Source organism: Acinetobacter sp. CIP 102637 (assembly GCF_000368425.1).
In the GTDB taxonomy this organism is placed as follows: Bacteria; Pseudomonadota; Gammaproteobacteria; order Pseudomonadales; family Moraxellaceae; genus Acinetobacter; species Acinetobacter parvus.
The window spans coordinates 613,161-634,129 of record NZ_KB849435.1; the positions used below are offsets into that span (position 1 = coordinate 613,161).

A 20,969-nucleotide genomic window follows, 5' to 3' on the forward strand; every position below is an offset into this window, starting at 1 on the left:
GATTCTTGCTATAGTAACAAAAATCGGTTTTTTATAGGTGAAAAATCGACTAATTAAGGCTGGATTTCAGCATCAATACCAAATGATTGGCGTAATAATAAACTGAGCTGGTCACGTGCCTTGATAAAACCATCAATACCGCTTTGCAGTAACTGGAAAGCCATTAAATCCTGCTCAAGTTCTGCCTTAAAGCTTTCCTTGGTCTGGGTGGGGCGTTCAATTTTTTCCGCCTGTTGTGCTGCTTCGGTACTGAGCTGAGCTGTAACCGTTTGCTGATCCTGTTCCAGTTGCGCCAATAAATTTGGCGCAATCGTCAATAAATCACAACCTGCCAAGCCTAAAACTTGCGCTGTGGTGCGGAAGCTTGCACCCATGACCTGGGTTGGAATCCCATGTTGTTTGTAGTAGTTATAGATTTTCTTAACTGACAGCACTCCAGGGTCTTTTTCAATTGGATATTGATCAACGCCCTCAGCTTTTTTATACCAGTCCAGAATACGACCAACAAATGGGGAAATCAGTGTGACTTTGGCATCAGCACAGGCTTGGGCTTGATGTAGACCAAACAACAAAGTCAGGTTACATGGAATTCCCTCAGCTTCCAGCACTTTAGCTGCTTGAATGCCTTCCCATGTTGACGCAATCTTGATCAGGATGCGTGACTGTTCAATGCCATAGCCCTGATAAAGCTTAGAGAGTTCACGTGCCTTGGCAATCGTCGCTTCGGTATCATAAGACAGTGAGGCATCTACCTCAGTTGATACACGGCCATCAATCAGCTTTAAAATTTCAACACCAAATTTCACAGTTAAAATATCAATGGTGCGTTCAATCAGTTCATCACCCTGATAATTTTCCTGTTTTGCCTGAGTATAGGCATCTTCAATCAGTTCCTTGCTTTCGGGTTGTTCAGCAGCAGCCGTGATCAGTGATGGATTGGTAGTGGCATCCAAAGGGCGAAATTTTTCAATTGCTTCCAGATCACTACTATCGGCAACCACAGTGGTTAAATTCTTTAATTGATGTAATGCAGATTCAGTCATTGCTATAGATTTCTTGCTAAACAATATTATTGGTAACTTCTGTTATAGCACAATCTGCGTGAAAGCAAAGCATGGCTTTGATTGTAGATAGAGATTTATCTGTTTGCTTTTTATTATTTGTTATTGAGTTGGCGTTGTGTGCGGATATGCTCAATTAAGAAGCGTGCTGCTGCACCCAAGTCGCTTTCACGACTCCAGACCAAATCCACATAATATTCAAATTTGGGGGTAAAATCATAAAGTTCCATGATTTTAAATTTTTTCTTTAAGTCAGGATTTTCATTAAACATTTCCAGCGGTAAAACCCCCAACCCAGATTCCTAACAATCATCATACAGGCGGAGTGATGATTATCAGTACGCCAGTAATCTTTGCAAAATAACAGCTCAGGTTTGATGGTATGGTCTCTGCAAATCAACTATTTTGCAGCGGTTCGTTTGACATTAGGTCTGGTGCCACATTTTCTGGAAAATGGTGGAGGACATGTGATTAATATCTCGACCATGTGCACCCATGTTCCGATGTCATCTAAAACAACGATTTATAAACATATGCAAATGCGGGATACATCTACCGCAGCAGGATGGATTGTCAAGGCAGTACAGCAAAAGTCCTATCGTATCACCAGTACCAGTGGTGCAATTGCGAATGCCTTGCTGAATACTGCACCTGCTACGGTTATGAATTTAACCCGCCCCTTATTTCGCTTGATGGACCGCCAGTTAGAGAAAAAATGAAAAGATAAATCCAGTTAGTCTTCTTCCTGGATTTATATCCACATAAAAAACATCATGCTAAACTAAGTCAATTGTCCTTTAAATTGCACGATTTTCTCTATGTTTCAACAAGAAATCTCTCAATTAAATCTACAACAATTCAAAGCAGGCGAAAAACGCTGGATTGGTTCATTGCTTGGATCATCAGCTGCATTATTATTTAAAGAAATAGCCACGCAAAGTTCCAGTCTCTATGTGATTGTTGCAAGCAATAACCAGCATCTTGCGCAATTAGACAGTGAACTTGAATTCTATGGCATCAAGCCCACCATTTTCCCTGACTGGGAAATTTTGCCTTATGACCGTTTGTCACCGCATCAGGATATTGTGTCAGAACGTTTGGCTATTCTGTCCAATATGCCAAAAAAGGGCATTTTACTGATTTCGGCAAGTACACTTGCTCAAAGGGTTGCACCATATTCATGGGTTGTGGGCGAGCATTTTGATATTAAGGTGGGACAGAAACTTGATCTGGAAGCTCAAAAAAAGCAGTTGGTACAAGCAGGCTATCGGTTGGTTGATACGGTGTATGATCATGGTGAATTTGCGGTTCGTGGCAGCATCATGGATATTTACGCCTCTGGACAAGATCAACCGATTCGAATTGACTTATTTGATGATGAAATTGAGAGTCTGAAATTCTTCGATCCAGAAACGCAGCGCACCACTGAATCCTTAAAAAACTTTACTGTTTTACCTGCTAAAGAGTTTCCATTAAAAGAGGGGCGTTCGACTTTTAGAGATCGTTATGCGGAAAGTTTTCCCACTGCCAATCCTAAGAAAAATCCAATTTATCAGGATGTCCTAGAGGGCATTGCGACCCCAGGTCTGGAATTTTACCTACCATTATTCTTTGATAAAAAGCTGATGGAAACACAAAGCATCCTCACAACCTACTTACCAAAGAATTGCGTTGTCATTACAAATAATGAAGTTGAAGATGAACTCATCAACTTCTGGAAGGAAGTGGTTCGTCGTTATGAGGATCGTCGTCATAACATTGATCAACCGATTCTTCCTCCCGAGGAATTATTTTTAATGCCACATCATGTGTTACAGGCATTAAATCAATTTCCACGAATTCTGGCCTCAGCAGAAGCATTTGAAGCCAAAGCAGGTGTACTCAATCTTGCTGCTGAGCAGCCACCCAAACTTGCGGTTGATCCTAAAAAGCAACAGCCTTTTGAGGTGGTGAAACATTATGTTGATCAAGCTAAACATCCTATTTTATTGGTTGCGGAAAGTGCAGGTCGCCGTGAAACTTTAAAAGATGCTTTGCGGGCGGTATTAGGTGAAATTCAAACCGTAGAGAGTTTTGCCCAGTTCCAGAAAGATCAGTTACAGGTTGCCATTACCAGCGCGCCTTTAGATCGGGGCTTGTTGCTAACGAATCAACTTTCGGTGATTTCTGAAAATCAGCTCTATGAACATCGTGTGGTACAACGTCGCCGTAAACGTCAACAGGAAGTGTCGGAAGAATTCCTGATACGTAGTCTGACGGAACTGAGTATTGGTGCACCTGTGGTACATATTGATCATGGTGTTGGACGTTATGCAGGCTTGACGACGCTGGAAATTGATCAGCAGGATCACGAATTCTTACAGCTTGACTATGCTGATGGTGCAAAAGTTTATGTGCCTGTGACCAATTTACACCTGATTAGCCGTTATAGTGGCGGTGATCCCAATCTTGCACCTTTGCATAAATTAGGTACGGATACATGGAGCAAGGCCAAGCGTAAAGCACTGGAACAAATCCATGATGTTGCGGCTGAGTTGCTGCATATACAGGCACGTCGTCAGTCCAAGCCAGGCTTTGCATTTGAAATGGACCATACCGCTTATATGCAATTTGCCAGTGGCTTTGCTTATGAGGAAACACTTGACCAAGCCAATGCGATTGAAGCGACCCTACATGATATGCAACTGGCCAAGCCAATGGATCGTCTAGTCTGTGGTGATGTGGGCTTTGGTAAAACAGAGGTGGCGATGCGTGCCGCTTTTGTCGCTGTGCAAAATGGTAAACAGGTTGCCGTACTGGTTCCAACCACGCTATTGGCGCAGCAGCATTATGAATCGTTTAAAGACCGTTTTGCTGATACGGCCGTTCGTATTGAAGTATTGTCCCGTTTTGGCAGTAATAAAACTCATCTCAAAACTATTGAGGATTTGGCTGAGGGCAAAGTGGATATCGTGGTGGGAACACACAAGATTCTTCAGGAAAATATTCAGTTTAAAAACCTTGGTTTAATGATTGTAGATGAAGAACATCGTTTTGGGGTTCGGGATAAAGAGCGTATTAAAGCCTTACGTGCCGATGTGGATATGTTGACTTTAACCGCAACTCCAATTCCCCGTACCTTGAATATGGCATTCTCTGGAATGCGGGATTTATCGATTATTGCGACACCGCCTGCACGGCGTTTGGCAGTGAAAACCTTTGTACAGGAACATACCGATGACTCCATCAAGGAAGCAATTCTGCGTGAATTGCTGCGTGGGGGGCAGGTCTATTTGCTGCATAATGAAGTGGAAACCATTGAACGAGCAGCTGAAACGATCCGTCATCTAGTGCCAGAAGCACGAGTGGCTGTGGCACATGGGCAAATGCGTGAACGTGAACTGGAACAAGTGATGCAGCAGTTCTACCATAAAGATTATAACGTTCTGGTGTGTTCAACCATTATTGAAACAGGAATTGATGTTCCAAATGCCAATACCATTATCATTGAACGTGCAGATAAACTGGGTCTTGCCCAGTTACATCAATTGCGTGGTCGTGTCGGGCGTTCACATCATCAGGCCTATGCTTATTTGTTAGTGCCTTCCATTAAACATCTTAAAGGTGATGCTGAAAAACGTCTGGATGCCATTCAACGAGCATCGACTTTAGGCGCTGGATTTATGCTGGCAACTGAAGATCTGGAAATCCGTGGCGCAGGTGAGTTACTGGGTGAACAGCAAAGTGGTTCAATGCAGGCAATTGGTTATAGTCTGTATATGGAAATGCTGGAAAAAGCCACCAAAGCCATTCAAAAAGGCAAGACTCCGAACTTTGATGCACCATTGTCATTGACGGCTGAAATCAACCTGCACATGCCAGCCCTGATTCCAGATGATTATCTGGGTGATGTACATCAACGCTTATTGTTCTATAAACGTATCAGTAACACCGATACGCAGGAGAAACTCGATAACATCCGTATGGAGTTGATTGACCGTTTTGGTATTCCGCCACAGCCTGTAAAGCAACTGTTTAGTGTGCACCAGATTCGTTTAAGGGCAGAGCAACTGGGCATCACCAAAGTGGATATCAATAGCAATGGTGGCTACATTGAATTTTCGCCCGATACACCTGTGCAGGCGATCAGCATTATTCAGCTTATGCAGAAAAATCCGACCTACTACCGTATGGAGGGTGGGCATCGCTTGAAAGTGATGGTGCAACTGGCTGAATATGACAAACGTATCCAGTTTATCGTTGAGCTACTGAATAAATTGCTGGGTGAATTGCATAGTTAGTTGAAAAATGGATTGATGTTTAATTAAGCGAATATAGGTTTGTCGGTGAAAAATAACCATTTTTTGATCGGATGTTGCGCCAATAAATGAGGAAAATCATTGTTATTTGTAATCAAACAGGTGACTAATAATATTCACATCAAAACTGATGTGATAGTATTGATCATCATTATTCTGCATCATTTATAAAGATATGTTTAGTTTGCATCCACAACTTGCTCAAGATACATTTTTTGTAGGCGACTTCCCGCTTTCAACATGTCGTTTAATGAATGATATGCAATTTCCCTGGTTGATCCTTGTACCACGTGTGCCAGGCATTACAGAACTATATGAACTCAGCCAGGCAGATCAGGAACAGTTTCTACGTGAGTCAAGCTGGTTATCCAGCCAGCTCGCCCGTGTATTCCGTGCCGATAAGATGAATGTTGCCGCTCTAGGAAATCTAGTTCCACAACTGCATTTTCATCATGTTGTGCGCTATCAGAATGATGTGGCATGGCCTAAACCTGTGTGGGGTACACCAGCTGTGCCTTATAGCAATGATGTATTGGCACATATGCGCCAGACCCTAATGCTTGCATTGCGTGGTCAGGGTGACATGCCATTTGACTGGCGCATGGACTGAGCCAGAAAGAAAATAGAATAAAAGTCGTATTCTATAATAATAGGAGGATGGAGTGCCACTAGATAGGTTAATTGATAAAGAGCCTAGACAGTTCGCTTACTTTCATCGATTGATGGGATATTCGATCTTGTCGCTGATTTTGGTCATCTATACTTTTACTTCTACCAGTGCTAGCTATCAACTCTATATCCTCCCTTTGTTATTGGTCTATTTTCTGTTCTGTCCTAAACTGGAAAAGTGGCTGCAATATAAATATGACAAAACCATTGAAAAGAATGTTGTCTTTGCCTGTGAAGCCATCATTGTTGCCATTGTTCTTGCGGGCCTGCATTTAAGTCTTGTCCCTACGTTTACCATTTTATTTGCCTTATTGTATGTTGGTCTAAATAACAAGATTTCCCTGCCAATTGGCTGCCTGATTGGGCTGATTGGTGTGGTGGTTTTTTATTTCTGTACTTTTTTTATCTTTAATGCCGAAGAATACTTTGAGCCAACCAATCCTGAACTGACCGTTGTGAGCTTGCTTGGTCTGATGATGTTTATTGTGATTGGTAACTACTATCAGCATCGTCGTCTCAATATTCTGGGACAGCAACGCCAGCATTATCATAATCAAATGACGCGCTATATTGCGTTTGCCAACCAGCTCAGTCGTTATGCGCCACTTCAGTTGTGGCAATCGATTATGCGGGGTGAGGCTGAGGCAAAAATTGAATATAAACGTAAAAAATTAACGGTTTTCTTCTCAGACATTCAAGGTTTTACCGAACTCTCAGAAACACTTATTCCAGATGATCTAGCTTTCCTGCTTAATGATTATCTTAGTCACATGACTGAAATTGCCAAGCAGTATGAGGCAACCGTGGATAAGTTCATGGGAGATGCGATCCTGATTTTCTTTGGTGACCCAAACTCACAGGGTGTGGAGCAGGATGCTAAATCCTGTATGGAAATGGCAATTTCCATGCGCCAGCAAATGAAACTTTTGCGTGAACGCTGGAAGAAAATGGGCTATCCAGCCCTGCACATCCGCATGGGAATCAGTACAGGTTATTGCCACGTTGGGAACTATGGTGCTTCACACCGTATGGCCTATACCATTGTAGGGCGTGATGTAAATCTGGCAGCGCGTTTACAGTCTGCGGCTGAAGTGGATGAAATACTAATTGCGGATGACACACATCAGCTGATTAAAAATGAATTTCTATGTGTGCCTAAAGTACCAATTTACTTAAAAGGCATTCAGGGGCCCGTAAAAACTTGGCAGGTGATGGAAAAATTCACTGGCAAGAAATCAGATACCCAAAAATGGTTTGATTTTGAGTACAAAGGTTTTCATTTGGTACTTAATTTAGAGGAAGTACAAAATTATGAATATCCTGAACTGGTTGAAATTCTTGAAAAAATGATAGACCGAATTAAAAAGCAACAGAAAATTACCAATGCACAGGGAATTCCAAAACTGACGTTGGATGATGAGATTAGACAATAATCCAGATTTATTCTTGAATAAAAAAACTCCTCTAATAAAGAGGAGTTTTTTTATGGATAAAGCTTAGTGATTTTCCGAAGCATGATTAATCGTATATTTCGGAATTTCAATTTCTAAGTCTTCATCAACGATCTCAACCTGACATGACAGGCGAGAGTCAGGCTCTAAACCCCATGCACGATCAAGTAGATCTGCTTCAACATCGTTCATTTCTTCAAGGCTATCGAATCCTTTACGAACAATCACGTGGCAAGTCGTACATGCTGCAGACATGTCGCAAGCATGTTCAATTTTAATGCCTTGTTTTAATAAACTTTGGCATAAATTGGCATTTTGTTCGACTTCAAATTCTGCACCTTCTGGGCAAATTTGTGCATGAGGAAGAACTTTAATACGTGGCATATTGATCACCTATACCTTTAGTTTGAGTTTGACCAATCTTCAAGTTTCGTACCTTTTAAGGCATGGTCAATATGTCGGTTCATACGCAATGCGGCAAAGGCATCACTGTGAATTTTAAGCTGTTGAACAGCATGTTCAATCGTTGCAAGCTCATCGGTTTTAAGACGAGCTTTTAACGCTTCAGCGGCAAGAATTAAATCTCGAGCTTGTTGCTGCGAGAGTAAATCCGTATCTGCTTTTAACGCTTGTTCGAGTGCTTCCAACTCACGTTGTGCTTCCACTTTTGTTTCTTGCAGATGGCGCAATTGTTTGTCTTCCTCTGCATGTTGGAAACCTTCAACCAAGAGGCGTTCAGTATCCGCTGCAGATAGACCATAAGATGGTTTGATATCAATTTGCGCTTGAACACCAGAAGTGGTTTCTTTCGCAGATACTGTCAGTAAGCCATCCGCATCAACTTGGAAGGTCACTTCAATACGTGCTTGACCCGCAGTCATTGGTGGGATGCCATGTAAAACAAAGCGACCCAATGAACGACAATGCTCGACTAAATCACGTTCACCTTGTACCACATGAATCAACATCGCGGTTTGGCCATCTTGATAAGTGGTAAATTCTTGACGGCGAGCTACAGGAATCGCTGTATTACGTGAAATCAGACGTTCAACCAAACCGCCCATGGTTTCTAGACCAAGAGAAAGTGGCGTGACATCAAGCAGTAATGAACCATCTTGACTGTTGCCAATGAGCTGGTTGGCGGTAATAGATGCGCCAATTGCAACCACTTCATCTGGATTAATGGTGCATAATGGCTCACGTTCAAATAATTCGCGTACAGCTTTTTGTACGGCATATGAGCGTGTCGAACCACCTACTAAAACCACATGTTCGATTTCATCGAGTTCAAGCTTAGCATCACGCAGTACACGTTTACATACACTCATGGTTTTATCGAGTGCAACTTGAATAATCGATTCAAAAGTTGGGCGATCTAAAATGAGACGATCATCCAGTAATTTTAATTCAGCAGATTCATGATCTGTTAAGTATTCTTTGGCTTGACGCGCTGCAACAACAAAAACAGCATATTCTTCATCGCTTAAAGTTTCGATATTAAGCTGTTTTTTTGCCCATTTTACGATTAAGCGGTCAAGGTCATCACCTCCAAGCGCGGTATGTCCACCAGTCGCAAGAACTTCAAAAACACCTTGTGAGAAACGTAGGATGGAGACGTCAAAAGTACCGCCACCAAGGTCGTAAATCACATAATTACGGTCTGTACTGAGATTGGTATCTTGGTCTAATCCATAGGCAACAGCTGCCGCAGTAGGTTCATTCAACAAACGTAAAACATTCAAACCTGCAAGTTGAGCAGCATCACGTGTCGCTTGGCGTTGTGCTTCATCAAAATATGCTGGAACAGTGATCACTGCACCGTTGATAGGGTTGTTGAGGCTTGCTTCGGCACGATCTTTTAACTGCTTTAAAATGTCTGCAGAAATTTCGACAGGCGTTTTACGACCAGCAGCAGTTTGAAATGCTGGCATCTCATTTTCTGCACCAACAAGTGTATACGGATGCTGAAATTTGATATCTGCTTGCGAGCGACCCATAAAACGTTTTACTGAAACAACAGTATTTTTGGGGTCAGTCATCATAAACGGCTTGGCTTCATAACCAAACGTCGTTGAATCTTTTGCGTAATGAACAATCGACGGTAGTAATACACGATCTTTGTCATCTTGCAGAACTTTCGGTTTTCCCGATAGCACTGTCGCCACTAAAGAGTGGGTTGTCCCTAAGTCAATGCCGATCGCAATACGATGTTGATGCGGAGCAGTAGATTGACCTGGTTCAGCAATTTGCAAAAGTGCCATGCGTGCGGTATCCCTTGAAAATATTTGGTAACAGCGGATTAAAAATCATCATCGAGATCGAAGCCATCTTCTTCGTCCAACATACGATCTTCGGCTTTATCAATATCATTCATGACACGTTGAAAAAAACGTAGTTTACGAACGGTATCACGAGCCTCAGCCCAATCTTCTTCAGCAAAATCGATTTTAAATTCACGAACTAAACCGTCAATCCATTGCTGAACTTCAACTTTTAAAGTACTAAGTTGCTCGGTGGAGGTGGCTTCGTCAAGCTGTTCACGCATTTCGAGTGCAGATTGTAAAAATTCAAAATCGCTAATGGACTGATCCAAGTGATGATCTTGTTTTTTTAAGCCAAGTAAATACGCCGCACGACTATCAACTTGTGAGAGTACTTTATACGCTTGATTGATTTCACTCGACTTGATCAATGCTTGATCTTTGTCAGTGGCTTTATCGGGATGATATTGCTGTTGCAAACTTAAAAATTGTTTTTTTAAAGCTGCTAAATCTATATCGAGTGCTTCTGGTAATTGGAACAACTCAAAATGATTCATGGGAGATGAATTCCGCTATTAATAAATACGTTAAAACAGTGCGGAACACACTGTTTTGACGAAAAGAAAGAGGGTGTTGCTAGTTAGACGGTAAATGATTCACCGCAACCACATTCACCTTTTTGGTTAGGGTTGTTAAATTCAAAGCCTTCATTCAAACCATTTTTCACATAATCCATCTCTAAACCATTGAGATAAACAAGGCTTTTAGGGTCAACAAAAACTTTAACACCGAGTTGCTCAAACACTTGATCATGTGTATCGATATCATCGACAAACTCAAGTACATAGGCCAACCCAGAACAACCCGAAGTTTTCACACCAATACGAATGCCTTCACCCTTACCGCGGTTTTGCAGGTAATTGCTGATGTGAGTCGCAGCATTTTCAGTTAAATGGATCATGAAAACTCCAATATTATTTCGGTCATCACACAGCTTTCGCTTTCTTACCACGATAGTCTTCAATCGCAGCTTTAATTGCATCTTCAGCCAAGACAGAGCAGTGTACTTTTACTGGTGGAAGTGCAAGTTCAGTCGCGATATCAATGTTTTTGATCGCTTGAGCTTCATCAAGCGTTTTACCTTTTAACCATTCGGTTACCAGTGAACTTGATGCGATTGCAGAACCACAGCCGTAAGTTTTGAAGCGAGCTTCTTCAATTACGCCATTGTCATCGACTTGAATTTGTAAACGCATCACGTCGCCACATGCAGGTGCGCCGACCATACCTGTACCTACGTTTTCTGCATTTTTGTCTAATACACCAACATTACGAGGGTTTTCGTAATGATCAATTACCTTTTCACTATAAGCCATGTCGCTTCTCCAAACCTCGGGGTCAGCCTAATATTAATATGAGGGTTAAAACACTGTTTTCAATGAAGAGTTCAATTCAAAATCCAATGAATTAGTGTTCAGCCCATTCAACTGTTGAAAGGTCGATACCTTCTTTATACATATCCCAAAGCGGAGAAAGTTCACGTAATTTCTCAACAGCAGCTTTGGTAATTGTTAACACATGATCAATATCTGCTTCAGTTGTATATTTACCAAAACTAAAACGAATTGAACTATGTGCTAATTCATCGGATAAACCTAAAGCACGTAATACATATGAAGGCTCTAATGTTGCAGATGTACATGCTGAGCCACTTGATACTGCAAGATCTTTTAACGCCATCATTAATGATTCACCTTCAACGAAGTTAAAGCTGACATTAAGATAGTTTGCAACGTTCTCAGTCGGATGACCATTCAAGAACACTTGCTCAAGGTCTTGTTGGAAGCCATTCCAAAGTTTGTCACGTAGGTGGCGAAGACGCTCTTGTTCTGCTTGCATGGTTTTTCCAGCAATTTCGAAAGCTTCACCCATACCTACAATTTGATGAGTTGCTAAAGTACCAGAACGCATACCGCGCTCATGACCACCACCATGCATTTGTGCTTTTAAGCGAACACGTGGGCTACGGCGGACAAATAGAGCACCAATTCCTTTAGGGCCATAAATTTTATGACCAGAGAAGCTCATTAAATCAATTTTCATGGTTGAAAGATCGATTTCAACTTTACCAGCTGCCTGTGCCGCATCAACGTGTAAGAATGTTTTATTCGCACGTGTTAGCTCGCCAATAGCTGCTACGTCAGTAATCGTACCGATTTCATTGTTCACCATCATGAGCGATACAAGAATGGTATCTGGACGTAAAGCTGCTTTCACCATTTCAGGCGTAATTAAACCTGTACGTGGTTCGGGTTCTAAATAAGTAATTTCAAAACCTTGTTCTTCTAGCTCGCGGCAAGTATCTAACACAGCTTTGTGTTCGATTTTACTGGTAATGATGTGTTTGCCTTTTGAACCGTAGAATTGGGCAATTCCTTTAAGTGCCAGGTTGTCAGATTCAGTTGCACCTGAAGTCCAGACGATTTCACGAGGATCAGCCTTGATCAGATTGGCCACTTGCTCACGGGCATATTCAACTTTTTCTTCAGCCTGCCAGCCATAAGCATGTGAACGTGAGGCAGGGTTACCAAAAGTCCCTTCGAAAGTTAAGCATTCCATCATACGTTCTGCAACTTCAGGAAGTAATGGTGTTGTTGCTGCATAATCAAGATAAATTGGGCGTTTCATGTCAAATACCTGTAACCGATAGAAAGGCTGAATCGAGACTTACTGAATTCTGGCGAATGGCAACAGTTTGAACGTTGTCACGGGAAATCAGGTCAGCAAGATTGATTTTTGCAAGATAATCGGCAATATGGTGGGAGAGTTCTTGCCATAAGTCATGCGTTAAGCACATTGCACCATTTTGGCAGTTGCCTTTGTGGTCACAACGAGTCGCATCGACCGTTTCATTTACAGCTTCAATAATTTCTAGTACGGTGATTTCACTGGCATGTCGTGCAAGGTGATAACCACCATTTGCACCACGAACACTTGAAACTAACCCGTGACGCTTAAGTTTTGCAAATAACTGTTCCAAATAAGCGACTGAAATGGATTGGCGAGCTGCTATTTCCGCAAGCGTGATTGTTTGTTCAGTTGGCTGCAAAGCTAAATCAAGTAGAGCAGTCACTGCGTAACGACCACGAGTTGTAAGACGCATAATTCGATACACATGATTAGACTAGATGACTAAATTTTATGAATTCCGACTAAAATAGTCAAGTTTTAAATCGTCATTATGCGTGTGAAAAGTAAAATATTATGAAATTATTGTATCCACATATTATAAACAAAAAAGGCAATAAAAATAAAGCTCAATACAGCAAAGCCAATATTGATCAGGCGCTGGCGTTTTTGCATGCGGTGAATACAGTTCTGGTATTGTTTTGCTTCAACCAGCAAAGTGTTGATTTCAGAACGTTGCTGGTCAATTTTATCAAGCAGTGGGGTAATGCGCTGTTGGGAAGCAACGGCTTCCGCATCATTCTCAAAGTGGTTGAACCATTCACGCCAGTTGACCAAAATTCTGGACAGGGTGAGGTGCTGTAATACATCGGTCAGGTCTGTGGTAAGTTCGGGCTTACCCATAATCCGCATATTGTATAGACTTTGCTGATTGCTAAAGATGAAAATTTTAATTAGGTCAATCAGTGTGGTGTTGATCTCGACATCAATTGTACGATCATTGGCGGCAAGGTCGAATAAAATGCCTTTTTCAGTGAACTGAATGTAAAAATCAAAGAAAGGGATGTAGCTGTTTATCCTGATCGTGGTTTTTTTCTGGATCAGTTTCTGTGCCTGTAAGCGCAGGGTGGCATCGTGGGTTAAAATAAAGGAAAAAAAAGTCTCTAAAGCAATCAATGTCACATTTAGCCATAAATGTTTGGATTTTGAGCTTTCGTTCATTGATTGATTTTTCCTTACCAATATCGCTATAAAACAACAAGACTTGTAAGCCTGATCATCCTTACTCAATTATTAAAAATAATTTACAGGTCTTTGTTGCTTTGTAGAACAGTTTTATAAAACGATCAAGTCTTAATTTTGATATTATAAAATCATTTTTATGGTTAAATACCACATACTGTTTGTAAAGTGCTTGGGAGCAATGGTCAATGGATAACTCGAACATAGAAAATCCGAATGAAGAAGCTGAGGTAAAAACTAAGCCAAAATCAAAGAGTTCGAAGAAATCTGCACTCGATTTCAAAAAGTATACACAACAAATCTGGCTGGCAGGTTTGGGAGCTTTTTCACGCGCCGAAGAAGAGGGAAATAAATTATTTGACTCTCTGGTCAAGGTGGGTGAAGAGCTAGAATCCAAGACTGTAGATTTTGCTGATAACACCGTTGGAAAAGTGACTGAGAAAGCCAAAGAGTCGGTGACTGACACCAAAGACAAGGTGGAAAAAATTCTGGATACAGGTGTGAATCATTCGTTGAATCGTATTGGTCTAGTCACTCCAAAAGATCTCCAGCATATCGAGCAACTTTTAGTTCAGCTACATATTAAAGTAGATGCATTGATTGAAGAAAATAATCAATTAAAGAGTAAATTGAATAAAAAGTAAAAAATATAGGCACTCGTCTGTTTATGTGGTTTTTGAGTATTTATTTTTGCTAAAAGGTCTTTCTGGTATTGCGTTCTCCCCTAAAGCATTGCTATAAAGGCGGCATGGCCTTTTAAACTATAGCCTTGGATCTTAACAAACGATATTAAGAGGATGTTTTTTATCATGAATAAATCAGAATTAATTGATGCGATTGCTGAAAAAGGGGGAGTATCTAAGTCGGATGCTGGTAAGGCACTCGATGCAACAATTGCATCAATCACTGAAGCGCTTAAAAACGGTGACACTGTTACTTTAGTTGGTTTTGGTACTTTTAGCGTTAAAGAACGTGCTGCACGTACTGGTCGCAATCCTAAAACGGGTGAAGAGCTTCAAATTAAAGCAAGCAAAGTGCCTAGCTTTAAACCAGGTAAGGGTTTGAAAGATTCAGTTGCGTAATCTTTTTAAATCAATAAACGCACCGTTTCGGGTGCGTTTTTTATTTATTGAATGAAAAATTCGCTTTGAGCCGTATTCTGCATTCATTCGCTTTGTTTTTTCAGTTAAAATTGCCCCGAAATAAAATATTGGAATTCTTATGGAATCGTTTCGTACAGTCATTAAGGGTTGGCTTGGCAAAGTCCTGTTAGTTTTGTTTTTGACCCCTTTGGCACTTGTAGGTATTGAAGGATATTTTAGTGGTAGCAATAAGGCAGACGTTGCGAAATCGGTTAACGGTCAGGATATTTCTAATAAAGAATTAGAAAGTGCAACCAAAAATTATAAAGATCAATATTTATCATTGGTTAAGGGTGATGAATCACTGCTCAACCTGCCTGTGATTCAGCAAAAGGCACTGGATGCGCTGGTTGCGCGTAGCTTGCTTTTGCAGCAGGCCGAAAAACTCGGTATTTCTTTAAGCGATGTACAGCTTGAGCAAATGTTGGCTCAACAGCCGAGTTTTCAGGAAAATGGCAAGTTTTCCCAGCAGCTCTATGAAAATTACCTGCGTTCAGTGGGCATGACCAATCAGGGGTTGATTGCCAGCCTACGTCAGGACCATGCCTTGAAAATGATTTCAACCACCTTGATGGATTATGCATTGGTGAGTCAGTCAGACCTACAGCAATTGGCTAACTTGCAGACAGAACAGCGTACCCTGCATTTGGCAAGCATCAAGCTGGATGATTATAAAAAGGGTGTAACTGCTTCCAGTCAGGAAATCGCAGATTACTACAACAAGCATAAAAATGAATTCAAGCAGCTTGCAAGTGTTGATGTAGATTATGTGGTTTTAAGCCCAGCATTACTTCCTGCGACCAATCTTGCAGTAACAGATGCCGATTTACAGCAAGCTTATAAAGCATTTGTTGAAAAACAGCAAAAAGATGTAAAACGTCAAGTTAAACATATTTTGATCACCACGGATGCCCGTGATGATGCTGCGGCTCAAAAGCTTGCCAATGAGGTCTATGCAAAAATTCAGGCAGGCATGACATTTGCTGATGCCGCTGCTCAGTTTTCTGATGATCCAGGCTCTAAAACTCAGGGCGGTTTGGTGGCGACCTATGCACCAGGTGTTTTCTCAACTGATTTTGACAATGCAGTCAATGCATTAAAGAATGGTGAAATTTCAAAACCTGTTAAAACCCAATATGGTTATCACATTATTGAAGCAAATTCTCCAATGGTGAAATTGCCGTCGTTTGAATCAGAAAAGGTACGTTTAACTGCTGAAGTTGAGAAAACCAAACTGGCGAATCTATTCAGTGATACGGTCAATAGCCTGAATGAAATGGTAGTTGGTAGTGATTCTCTGGATGCGGTTGCACAGGAAGTAAAAGGTGCTCGTGTTGAATCTGTTAAGGGTGTAACCTTAACCACTGATAACCCATATTTGAGCGATTTGAATGTTAAGGCCAAATTGTTTAATGATGATGTGAAGAATGGTGATCGTAACGCATCTTCAAATATTCAGTTGGCAAATGGCGATACCATCTGGATTAAGGTTCGTGACTATCATCCAGCAGGGATCAAGCCATTGGCACAGGCCACAGCAGAAGTAAAGGCGAAAGTGGTTGAAGAGAAAGCCTATAAGGCTGCTCAGGCAAAAATTGCCAGCATCCTTGCTGATTTTAAAACCCAACCTGCGGCGCAGGTGGTTGCAAAATCACAGGTAACTTTTGAAGATGCAGGTACATATGCACGTTCTCAGGGCTTAAAGCGTGCGATTGAGCGTGCAGCATTTAGTATCCCAGCACCGAGCAAAGAGGGTATGTGGTCTGCTACAACAGCTAAACTGCCAAATGAACTGGTGATTGTTGCTGTTTCCAATGTGAACACCAGTATTGCGAGTGAGTTGCCACCAGAACAAATGCATGAGTTGAGCAAACTCTATCAACAGTTCCGTGGTCAACAGATTTTGGAAGACTATACTGAATATTTAAAATCCAAGGCGAAGATCAAATGAGTTTGTTCTAAGCATAAAAAGCCAGTTTTCATCAACTGGCTTTTTTATTGGAAGAGGTTGGTTATTTTTTTTGAATAAATTTCGCTTCCTCAGATTGAGGATACTTGTTAAGCAACTTGGCCTTATACTGGTTTGCCAAGGCTGTATTTTTATCTACATCTTTTGCAATGCTATACAGCTGATAAACTGCACGTGAAGCTTTTGCAGAGTTAGGATAGCGTGTGGCAACAATATTGTAATTCTGCTTGGCTGCCTTATAGTCCACAGGCTCAACAGCTAAATAGAACTCAGCCAGCCAAAAATAGGCATTGCCCACATAAATACCATTCGGGTGGTTTTTAATAAAGTTTTGCATTGGCTCAATTGCCTTTTTAGCGCCACCTTGTTTATATGCATCTAATGCAACCGTATAAGCTGCTTTTTCGAGTTCAATCTGGTTATTGGTGGTGTTTGTTGTTGCCGTATTTGTCTGTGGCTGCACAGCAGCACGGGCCTGTGTCTGGGCTGGAGGTTTAGGTGTCACATCCGCTACTGGAGGCGGGGTGGGTGTTATTGGGGTTGCTGTCCGCTCTGTTCCAGCCTGAGCGGTATCTGTAGCACCATTTTCTTCGGTATTTTCTTCTGGTGGATCAATTTTCTGTGAAAGTAGCTCCAGACGCTGGTCTAAATCTGTATAGCGGTTTGCAAGCTCTTTCTTGAGTTGTTCAATCGCATTGTCATGTTCTTCTAACTGGCCGCGTAATTTACGAATTTCTTCTTCAAGTTTTTGATTCTTTTGCATGATTTCCCAGTTTAAACTTGGAGAACCTGCAACGACGTTATTGGCTTGCTGTTGGCTTAGGGCACGAGATTCAATCGGGACATTGGCATATAAATGCGTACTGCTGAGTAGCGCAATAAAAAGTATAGAATGCTTTTTTAGCATGAAAATTCATCCATAAAGTTGAAAAACAAAGCTGTGGGCGAACAAGTCTTCATTTTTTACTTGCAACACACCGAATACACGTTTTTGATTTAGCCATTAAAACAGCAACTCGTGTAAATGCAATAAGCATTTACAATCTTCAAGCACTTTTGAAGAGAATTAGAGAGCTGTTGTTTAATGTTTATACAGCTTTTAAGTCGGTTATAAAGATATAGTGGCAGTATTGATGAGGAATTAGGCAGTTGAATTAAAAACTTACTGAAAAACAGAGACAAGTCTTGCAACTCAGGTAAAAATCTCTATACTTTGTCAGGCAATGGTAGCCCTACTGGTAGCTTCGCAATTGTACTCTACGAACCCCGCCAGGACCGGAAGGTAGCAACGGTAGTAGAACTATGATGTGCCGAAGTCATGCTGGTAGGGTTGCCACCAATCACTCTTCTTCGCTCGTTCGGGCAACCGCTTTCATAATTACATCCATATCAAAGCCACGGTATTGTAAAAACCGAATTTGTTTTGCCTTTGTTTTTGGATCCTTGGTTACAGCCTCTCCAAATTTTTTAACCTTGAGCTGATACGCCTGTTCATACCAGTCAATATCTTGAAGTTCTTCGGTAATCAATTCAGTATCGAGCTGCTTGGCCTTTAATGTCTGTTTGATGCGTTGTAAGCCTTTTCCCTTGCGAATTTGGCTGGCCAAAGTCTGTTCGGCAACGCGTTGGTCACTCTGATAGTTTTGCCCAGCTAATTCCTCCACCAGATTTGCCACCTCATCAGGATGAACTGCATATTGATTGAGTTTTGTGATTAACTCCGCTTGTGAGTAGTCACGGCGGGTCAGTAGGGCAAAGGCATAAGAGCGTAGTCTCTGACCTGTCAGGGTTTTGGGCTTTTCAGCTTTTTCTGAATTCAACATATTTTCCTCATGAAACAAAAACGCCCCGTAGGGCGTTCTAGCTTAGTTTTCTAACAAGTCTGGTTCTTCTGCATCTTCAGTTTGTGCGGCTTCATTATTGTTTTTGGTGAGAAGTTGCTCACGAATAAGCTTTTCAATTTCCTGAGCCATTTGTGGGTTTTCTTCAAAATGACGAATCACGTTATTTTTACCCTGCCCAATTTTGTTGCCTTGATAAGAGTACCATGCACCCGCCTTTTGTACGATTTCCTGCTGTACCGCAAGGTCTACAAGTTCACCGAGTTGGTTGGTGCCTTTGCCATACATAATCTGGAACACTGCTTCACGGAAAGGAGGCGCCATTTTGTTCTTCACAACCTTAACCCTGGTTTCAGAACCCACAATTTCATCGCCCTCCTTAACCTGTCCAATACGGCGAATGTCCAGACGTACAGAAGCATAGAACTTAAGTGCGTTACCACCTGTTGTGGTTTCAGGGCTACCGAACATTACACCAATCTTCATACGAATCTGGTTAATGAAGATCACCATACAGTTGGAGCGTTTTGCATTACCCGTGATTTTACGTAATGCCTGACTCATCAAGCGTGCCTGCAACCCCATATGTGAGTCACCCATTTCGCCTTCAATTTCAGCTTTAGGGGTTAACGCCGCAACAGAGTCGACAACGATTAAGTCAATTGCACCTGAACGAACCAGCATGTCGGCAATTTCCAACGCCTGTTCACCATGGTCTGGTTGTGATACCAGCAGGTTGTCAATATCCACGCCTAATTTACGCGCATACTGCGGGTCAAGGGCATGTTCCGCATCAATAAAGGCACAGGTGCCACCATTTTTTTGACACTGTGCAATCGCCTGTAATGTCATGGTGGTTTTACCTGAAGATTCAGGACCATAAATCTCAATGATACGGCCTTTTGGTAATCCGCCAATGCCGAGTGCGATATCCAGTGTTAAGGAACCTGTAGAGACAGCTTCAACTGCCTGTACTGTATTGTCACCGAGGCGCATCACCGTATTTTTACCAAACTGTTTCTCAATCTGGCTTAATGCAGCTTGTAACGCCTTGTTTTTATTATCATCCATCTCAAAACCTCAAAACTTTATCTTCTTAACGACTAACCCAAGTGGATGTATTGAATCTCAACTTGTTGGGACTTGGGTATAGTGGCAGATTCTCATTGTTTATTCTACATCTGACCCGTGTCTGTACGACACAAGATGACGCGTCCATTATCGTAAAAATTATTCGTCATGGTAAGACCAAGATTGAGCATTTTCATGTTTAAAACGATTGATATCACGACGGTCTTTTTTACTTGGTCGGTGATCTGGTCGGGCTAGATTATGCATTTTTCGCTGTGAGGCATGCAACTCCCGACGTTCAATACTTTCTGCTGTTTCTTCATAAAGCTGCTGGGCAATTGGTGCACCACCACGAACCGCAGAAAGAGCCTTGATGATTACGGTTTTTTTCTCAAAACCCTGCTGGATGGTGAGTTCCATACCAATGCGCACGTCTTTGGATACCTTGACGCGTTCATTCTGGTGATGGACTTTACCGCCCTCTATGGCAGCCTTGGCAAGGGAGCGTGTCTTAAAAAAACGTGCTGCCCAAAGCCATTTATCAATGCGCATGGCATCCATGCTTGCTTGTTCATGCTGTTTTTGCATCTGTATCCTGTAGTTTAATGTCAAGATAATCGACAAGTTCAGTGAGATGGTCGAGTGCAGGGTAAGGAAGTTCTGTTGCCGCTCTTGCAGGCTTTGCACTTGAGGGCTGTAGAATACTGAATAGTTGAGCGATGCCAAAGTCTTCTGCGCTTTCGAGTACCGCAACGGTGTCATCCACAAAAACAGCTTGGGCTGGATTAAAGGGATGCAGTTGTTGCAGCTCTTGCCAAAATGCAACTTGCTCCTTGGCATGTCCCAGTTCCTCACTGCTGACCATTACTTCAAAATAGGGGCTTAACTCGATATTTTCAAGTTTAAGCTGTAGCCCCGCGCGGTCAGCATTGGTCAGTAACCAGCAGCGATAGCCCCGATTTTTGAGTTGTTGTAAAAGTTGATGACAGCCTATACGGGCACGAATTTTTTCCCGATGTTCGTATTGGAGTTGTAATACATCAACACCAACTTTCGCCGTCCAGTACGCCGAAGAATACCAAGATAGTGTATGCTTATGCTGTTGGTAGAACTGAAACAGGGTTTGTTGGCTCTGTTGCAGACTGCATTGATGGACCTGGGCATGTCGCTCTGGCAAACAATGATTCCAGATGAAATCGTCAAAGGCTAAATCAAGTAAAGTGCCATCCATATCAAAGAATATGATGGGTTGCTGCTGTAAATCTGAATATGACAT

20 protein-coding genes, 1 other RNA gene and 2 pseudogenes are annotated in these 20,969 nt (G+C 41.8%); 8 read left to right on the forward strand and 15 right to left on the reverse strand.

What is annotated here, in order from left to right:
• Nucleotides 1-53 precede the first annotated feature (53 nt).
• A complete protein-coding gene (tal, locus tag F967_RS05890; protein WP_004798821.1) occupies nucleotides 54-1,043 on the reverse strand; it encodes a transaldolase in 990 nt (329 codons plus the stop codon).
• A gap of 113 nt (nucleotides 1,044-1,156) precedes the next feature.
• Nucleotides 1,157-1,452: pseudogene (locus F967_RS13660) on the reverse strand (LysR family transcriptional regulator); the annotation flags it as partial.
• Between F967_RS13660 and F967_RS05895 the strand changes: the two are divergent.
• The 4 genes and pseudogenes from F967_RS05895 to F967_RS05910 form a co-directional block, all read left to right on the forward strand.
• Nucleotides 1,448-1,780: pseudogene (locus tag F967_RS05895) on the forward strand (hypothetical protein); the annotation flags it as partial. The pseudogenes F967_RS13660 and F967_RS05895 overlap by 5 nt on opposite strands.
• A gap of 99 nt (nucleotides 1,781-1,879) precedes the next feature.
• The gene (gene mfd, locus F967_RS05900) at nucleotides 1,880-5,341 is read left to right on the forward strand and encodes a transcription-repair coupling factor (RefSeq protein ID WP_004798829.1); all 3,462 of its coding nucleotides are present in this window, start codon (nucleotides 1,880-1,882) and stop codon (nucleotides 5,339-5,341) included.
• Nucleotides 5,342-5,534: 193 nt separating this feature from the next.
• Nucleotides 5,535-5,969 (forward strand): HIT domain-containing protein, encoded by a 435-nt coding sequence (locus F967_RS05905; protein WP_004677866.1) that lies wholly within the window; start codon nucleotides 5,535-5,537, stop codon nucleotides 5,967-5,969.
• Nucleotides 5,970-6,021: 52 nt separating this feature from the next.
• Nucleotides 6,022-7,461, forward strand: coding sequence for an adenylate/guanylate cyclase domain-containing protein (locus F967_RS05910; protein WP_004798833.1), 1,440 nt, complete (start codon nucleotides 6,022-6,024; stop codon nucleotides 7,459-7,461).
• Nucleotides 7,462-7,524: 63 nt separating this feature from the next.
• Here the strand turns inward: F967_RS05910 and fdx are convergent, their stop codons facing one another.
• From fdx to F967_RS05950, 8 genes are all read right to left on the reverse strand, one after another.
• On the reverse strand, nucleotides 7,525-7,863 hold the full coding sequence (gene fdx, locus F967_RS05915) for an ISC system 2Fe-2S type ferredoxin (protein WP_004680966.1): 339 nt from the start codon (nucleotides 7,861-7,863) through the stop codon (nucleotides 7,525-7,527).
• A gap of 17 nt (nucleotides 7,864-7,880) precedes the next feature.
• Nucleotides 7,881-9,740 (reverse strand): Fe-S protein assembly chaperone HscA, encoded by a 1,860-nt coding sequence (gene hscA, locus F967_RS05920; RefSeq protein ID WP_004777004.1) that lies wholly within the window; start codon nucleotides 9,738-9,740, stop codon nucleotides 7,881-7,883.
• A 38-nt stretch (nucleotides 9,741-9,778) separates the two neighbouring features.
• Entirely contained in the window at nucleotides 9,779-10,297 is a 519-nt protein-coding gene (hscB, locus tag F967_RS05925) for a Fe-S protein assembly co-chaperone HscB (RefSeq protein WP_004680963.1), read from the reverse strand.
• Nucleotides 10,298-10,380: 83 nt separating this feature from the next.
• Complete coding sequence (iscA, locus tag F967_RS05930) at nucleotides 10,381-10,701, reverse strand: iron-sulfur cluster assembly protein IscA (protein ID WP_004661460.1); 321 nt, start codon at nucleotides 10,699-10,701, stop codon at nucleotides 10,381-10,383.
• Nucleotides 10,702-10,726: 25 nt separating this feature from the next.
• Nucleotides 10,727-11,116: a Fe-S cluster assembly scaffold IscU gene (iscU, locus tag F967_RS05935; RefSeq protein WP_004677862.1), complete on the reverse strand. Its 390-nt coding sequence runs from the start codon at nucleotides 11,114-11,116 to the stop codon at nucleotides 10,727-10,729.
• Between the two features lie 91 nt (nucleotides 11,117-11,207).
• A complete protein-coding gene (locus F967_RS05940; RefSeq protein ID WP_004680961.1) occupies nucleotides 11,208-12,428 on the reverse strand; it encodes an IscS subfamily cysteine desulfurase in 1,221 nt (406 codons plus the stop codon).
• A gap of 1 nt (nucleotide 12,429) precedes the next feature.
• Nucleotides 12,430-12,903, reverse strand: a complete 474-nt coding sequence (locus F967_RS05945) for an Rrf2 family transcriptional regulator (RefSeq protein ID WP_004677860.1) — start codon at nucleotides 12,901-12,903, stop codon at nucleotides 12,430-12,432.
• Between the two features lie 107 nt (nucleotides 12,904-13,010).
• The gene (locus tag F967_RS05950; protein WP_004798837.1) at nucleotides 13,011-13,649 is read right to left on the reverse strand and encodes a hypothetical protein; all 639 of its coding nucleotides are present in this window, start codon (nucleotides 13,647-13,649) and stop codon (nucleotides 13,011-13,013) included.
• Between the two features lie 209 nt (nucleotides 13,650-13,858).
• Between F967_RS05950 and F967_RS05955 the strand changes: the two genes are divergently transcribed.
• From F967_RS05955 to F967_RS05965, 3 genes are all read left to right on the forward strand, one after another.
• Nucleotides 13,859-14,314 carry a phasin family protein gene (locus F967_RS05955; protein ID WP_004677856.1) on the forward strand — a complete coding sequence of 152 codons (456 nt, stop codon included), beginning with the start codon at nucleotides 13,859-13,861 and terminating at the stop codon, nucleotides 14,312-14,314.
• A 165-nt stretch (nucleotides 14,315-14,479) separates the two neighbouring features.
• Nucleotides 14,480-14,752 carry an HU family DNA-binding protein gene (locus F967_RS05960; RefSeq protein ID WP_004759870.1) on the forward strand — a complete coding sequence of 91 codons (273 nt, stop codon included), beginning with the start codon at nucleotides 14,480-14,482 and terminating at the stop codon, nucleotides 14,750-14,752.
• Nucleotides 14,753-14,891: 139 nt separating this feature from the next.
• Nucleotides 14,892-16,763, forward strand: a complete 1,872-nt coding sequence (locus F967_RS05965) for a SurA N-terminal domain-containing protein (protein ID WP_004798839.1) — start codon at nucleotides 14,892-14,894, stop codon at nucleotides 16,761-16,763.
• Nucleotides 16,764-16,824: 61 nt separating this feature from the next.
• Here F967_RS05965 and F967_RS05970 read toward each other — a convergent pair whose 3' ends face one another.
• Entirely contained in the window at nucleotides 16,825-17,688 is an 864-nt protein-coding gene (locus F967_RS05970; protein WP_004680958.1) for a YbgF trimerization domain-containing protein, read from the reverse strand.
• Nucleotides 17,689-18,014: 326 nt separating this feature from the next.
• Between F967_RS05970 and ffs the strand changes: the two genes are divergently transcribed.
• Nucleotides 18,015-18,111: signal recognition particle sRNA small type (gene ffs / locus F967_RS13665), an RNA gene on the forward strand.
• A 10-nt stretch (nucleotides 18,112-18,121) separates the two neighbouring features.
• Here ffs and F967_RS05975 read toward each other — a convergent pair.
• The 4 genes from F967_RS05975 to F967_RS05990 all read right to left on the reverse strand — a co-directional run bounded on the left by F967_RS05975 (nucleotide 18,122) and on the right by F967_RS05990 (nucleotide 20,969).
• Nucleotides 18,122-18,604 (reverse strand): regulatory protein RecX, encoded by a 483-nt coding sequence (locus F967_RS05975; RefSeq protein ID WP_004680957.1) that lies wholly within the window; start codon nucleotides 18,602-18,604, stop codon nucleotides 18,122-18,124.
• Between the two features lie 42 nt (nucleotides 18,605-18,646).
• Nucleotides 18,647-19,693, reverse strand: coding sequence for a recombinase RecA (recA, locus tag F967_RS05980; protein WP_004680956.1), 1,047 nt, complete (start codon nucleotides 19,691-19,693; stop codon nucleotides 18,647-18,649).
• A gap of 159 nt (nucleotides 19,694-19,852) precedes the next feature.
• Nucleotides 19,853-20,281 (reverse strand): RNA-binding S4 domain-containing protein, encoded by a 429-nt coding sequence (locus F967_RS05985; RefSeq protein ID WP_004798842.1) that lies wholly within the window; start codon nucleotides 20,279-20,281, stop codon nucleotides 19,853-19,855.
• Entirely contained in the window at nucleotides 20,265-20,969 is a 705-nt protein-coding gene (locus tag F967_RS05990) for an HAD-IA family hydrolase (RefSeq protein WP_004798844.1), read from the reverse strand. Before F967_RS05990 ends, F967_RS05985 begins: the two co-directional genes overlap by 17 nt.